This is a genomic window from Nocardia asiatica NBRC 100129 (assembly GCF_000308415.1).
GTDB classification, from domain to species: Bacteria; Actinomycetota; Actinomycetes; order Mycobacteriales; family Mycobacteriaceae; genus Nocardia; species Nocardia asiatica.
Map to the genome: position 1 here is coordinate 1 of NZ_BAFS01000376.1, position 3,583 is coordinate 3,583.

Annotated in this window: 4 protein-coding genes; 1 reads left to right on the plus strand and 3 read right to left on the minus strand. The window is 70.5% G+C overall.

The window, feature by feature from the left end; genetic code table 11:
* Positions 1-1,468 (plus strand): helix-turn-helix domain-containing protein (locus ON27_RS29595; RefSeq protein WP_043734975.1); only part of this gene is annotated, 1,468 nt, incomplete at its 5' end.
* 12 nt (positions 1,469-1,480) lie between these two features.
* Here the strand turns inward: ON27_RS29595 and ON27_RS29600 are convergent.
* The 3 genes from ON27_RS29600 to ON27_RS40145 all read right to left on the minus strand — a co-directional run.
* The gene (locus ON27_RS29600) at positions 1,481-2,158 is read right to left on the minus strand and encodes a class I SAM-dependent methyltransferase (protein ID WP_043734976.1); all 678 of its coding nucleotides are present in this window, start codon (positions 2,156-2,158) and stop codon (positions 1,481-1,483) included.
* Positions 2,159-2,167: 9 nt separating this feature from the next.
* Complete coding sequence (locus ON27_RS29605) at positions 2,168-2,944, minus strand: ATP/GTP-binding protein (RefSeq protein ID WP_043734977.1); 777 nt, start codon at positions 2,942-2,944, stop codon at positions 2,168-2,170.
* 36 nt (positions 2,945-2,980) lie between these two features.
* On the minus strand, positions 2,981-3,583 hold a 603-nt coding region (locus ON27_RS40145), incomplete at its 5' end, for an AvrD family protein (RefSeq protein WP_245560297.1).

A 3,583-nucleotide genomic window follows, 5' to 3' on the forward strand; every position in this document is an offset into this window, starting at 1 on the left:
CGTGTTCGCCCAGCAGCGCTTGGGCGAACACGACGGCGAACGCGCCCGGCTGGAGCGCAGACACCGCCGCTATTACCGCGACAAGGTCGTCGCGGCCGGTGCCGAATGGTTCGGCCCCGCCGAGCAAGAGTTGCTCGATTGGGCGCGCGCCGCCTGGGACAATCTGCTGTGTGCCATGGCGGGCAGCCTCGCCACGCCCGAAGAGGCCGTGGTCGGGTTGGAGATCGCCGTCGGGCTGATCGCGCTGCGCAGCCCGTTCTTCACCGGCTCGCTGCGCGAACCGCGCCGGTGGGCCGAGCGCACGCTGGCCGCGGGCCAGGACCTCGATCCGCAGCCGGTGCCGCTGAAGGTCACGGCGATGTCGCTGATCGCCTGGATCAGCCTGTGCCAGGGTGTGCACCACGACGCGGAGCGGATGCTCGACGAGTGTGTCGCCCTGTGCGTGCCGGACGCCACGGTCCGCTCGGGGTGGCGCGAGCAGTCCGGCCGTGCGATCGATCTGCCCGCTCCGGTCGAATTCGCCTGGGGCACCGAATTGATGCTGGTGCACCGCGACGTGCGCGCTATCGACATCCTGGCCCGCGCGCGGGCCAGATTCGCCGACGACGGACAACCCGGGCCCGCCGCTATGGCCGAGCTGTTCGAGGCCCTGGCCGCCGCTTTCCTCGGCACGCCCGCGCAGGCGCTGGAGAGCGCACGGCGGCACCTGGACCACGCGGAGCGCTCCGGGGCGCGGTGGGCGGCGTCGTGGGCGGAACTGGTGTGGGCGATCGCGCTGACCAAACACGGTGATCCGGGTGCGGCGTCGGCCGTGGCGCGGACGTCGTTGACGACGCAGCTCGCGATGCGCGATCAGTGGGGCGTCGTATGGGCGATCCACATCCGCGCCTGGACGCTGGCGCGGATGATCCGCGACGCGGACGACGAGCGCTCCGATGCCGTGACGGGTTGGGCGCGCGAGATCGCGCGGCTGCTCGGCGGCGGGGCAACGCTGCGGGAACGACTCGGCGTGGACATCGCCAACCTCGGCCCGTTCGCCACCGAGACCGACATCGCCGCCGCGGCCGCCCGAACGGTGCTGGGCGGTGATGCCTTCGCGGAGGCGCAGCGAGAGGGCGCGCTGCTGCGCGCGGAACTCGGCGAGGTGGCGCAGCTGGCACTGGGAAAGCTGTCACTGGACCGGCTACCCCTCGCGCACCCGGTCCGGCGCAGCCGCCCCTCCCGCTGGCCGGATCTGTCCGCGGCCGAACAGGACGTGGCCGTGCTCGCGGCCGCGGGCTGGACCAACACCGCCATCGCCGCCCGGCGCGGCAGCTCGTTCAAGACCGTGGACGCCCAGGTGGCGGCCATTCTGCAGAAACTGATGATCGGCTCGCGCGAGGACATCCGCCCCCTCGTACCCGCCGAGCGGCAGGACCAGGTGACCGCGGAGGCCGCGCGCAAACCGCAGCGCGCGCGGCGTCCGTGAGGGCGAGCGTGGTCACTCGGCCCGTTTGCGCGCGGTGATCTGGATGCCCGGCTCGCCCTCGATGCGGCGCACCGTGGCGTCGGTGACCGGGAGACCGGCGACCAGTTCGCGGCCGTCCTCCAAGTCGATGCCGTAGCCGGCGATGTAGGTGCGGAAGAACGGCAGGCAGGCCCGCGCCATCGCCTGCGGCAGCTTCCAGCGGTCGACGAAGGATCGGGCGTCCTCGAAGGTGCAGCCGCGGTCGGCCTCGATCACCAGCAGCAGGCCGCCGGGCCGCAGCACCCGGATCATCTCCGCGAGCCCTTTGCGCTGATCCGGCCAGTGCTTGATCGAACCGGAGCTGATCACCGCGTCGTAGGCGGCGTCCGGGAACGGCAGCTCCATCGCCGATCCCTCCCGGAACTGGATGCGGCTGCCCAGCGCCGCACCGCGCTTGCGAGCCCGGCGCACCTGTTGCGGCGAGAGGTCGATCCCGGTCAGCCGCAGCGTCGTGCCCGCGGTGGCCAGCCCGACCGCGAGCTGTCCTCCGCCGCAACCCACGTCGAGCACCTGCGCGCGGTCGTCGAGCTGGGCGACGATGTCGTCGAACAGCGTCGGGGTCATGTCCCGCACGGCGTCGGAGATGAAGTTGTCGTAGAACCACGAGTCGATCGGGTTGTAGCGCTTGGTCTTGTCCAGCAGAACGGTCATGACGTGCTCCTAAACGCGGGTTGCGAATTTGATCTTGCGGCCGAGGGTGTGCGGCTGTTGCTGGGCGACGATCGTTTCCTGGACGCGCTCCCGGCTGGAGCGCACGATCTCCATCGCCTCCTTCACCGCGACGTCGATGTCCATCACGGTGGGTACGTCGAGCATCGAGACGATGGATTCCAGGCGCTGTTCCGGAGTGCCCCGTACCGTCACCACCGGCTGCCCGAGCTCGCTGATCGCGTGCAGCAGTTGGCGATCGGAGATCGCGCGGTAACGCTCGTCGACCGGCCGGTGCCCGTCGGGGTCCATCGGCACCTCCACCGGGAGGTGGAAGAAGATGTCGTAGTTCTGCCGGGCCCGTTGCCGGGCCATGTCGCCGTAGGCGTTGAGGTAGCGGCGGTAGAACGGACGGCCGGGCAGCGTCAGGGTGTTCTTGACGGCTTTGTGCCATCGGCTCGATCCGGGGTTGGGGCCGGTGATCAGGCGCGTGGTGCCGTAGATCCACTCGTTGAGCACCGAGCCGTCGGCGATGAATCCGCCTTGGGCGTCGAGGATCGCCTCGGCCTGGATGCGCAGCTCCAGTCGGCGGAAGCCGAGCGCCATCAGCTCGGTGGTGCTCAGATCCTGGAACCGCATGCCCGGGTAGAGCTCGGTGACCACCTCGCGAGCGGACGAGGCGTCCACCCGGGGGATGCCGGTCAGCAGGGACAGCGCGGTGGAAGTCGTGGTCTTCCCGGTCGAGTAGGTGCCGGAGACGACGATGCGTCGATAGTTGGTTGCCGACATGGGAGTGCCTTTCTGAGCGTTCGGGTGGGCGCGGGGCTAGGCGGGCAGTCGATGCGCGAGGTCGTACCGGATCTCGCATCCGGCGAAATCCGATGCCCAGCTGGAGATGCGCCAGTCGCCGCCGCCGAAGGCGAGGACCATCGAGCGCACCATGTGCGTGGTGGCGCTGCCCGCGGTGCACGGCGCCGGGGGAGCGGACGCGCGGGCGGTCATCCGGCGCATCCACAGCGTCTCGCTGTCCTTGCGCGCGATGTTGTCCAGCTCGTAGAGCACGACCTGGGACAGCTGCGCCAGGATCACCGTCGCGTCGACCAGCGTGACGGAGGGTTGGTAGGCGTCGGCGACTCCGTGCCACGGCCCCGCCGAATCCGGTTGCGCGAGCGTGAAATCGGCGCGGGCGCGGCGGTGGCCGTCGGAGACGACGACATTGCCCAGATACTGGCCGCGGGTGTAGACCCCGCTGTGGAAGTATCCGCGCCCGGTCTCGTGCACGATGCGCCGTTCGGGTCGCCACGGTGGCGGCGTCACCGGCAGCGCCACGGTGGCTTCCAGGCTCATTCCGCCGCCCAGGGCTCCGGTGATGCTGATCGTGTTGCCCTCCACCGCGACGACCGCGGCGCTGATCGAGAACTCCGCCAG

What these genes read in the sequence shown, in the direction of transcription:
- ON27_RS29600 (WP_043734976.1), bottom strand. Translation starts at nt 2,158, where the DNA reads ATGACCGTTCTGCTGGACAAGACCAAGCGCTACAACCCGATCGACTCG.
- ON27_RS29605 (WP_043734977.1), bottom strand. Translation starts at nt 2,944, where the DNA reads ATGTCGGCAACCAACTATCGACGCATCGTCGTCTCCGGCACCTACTCG.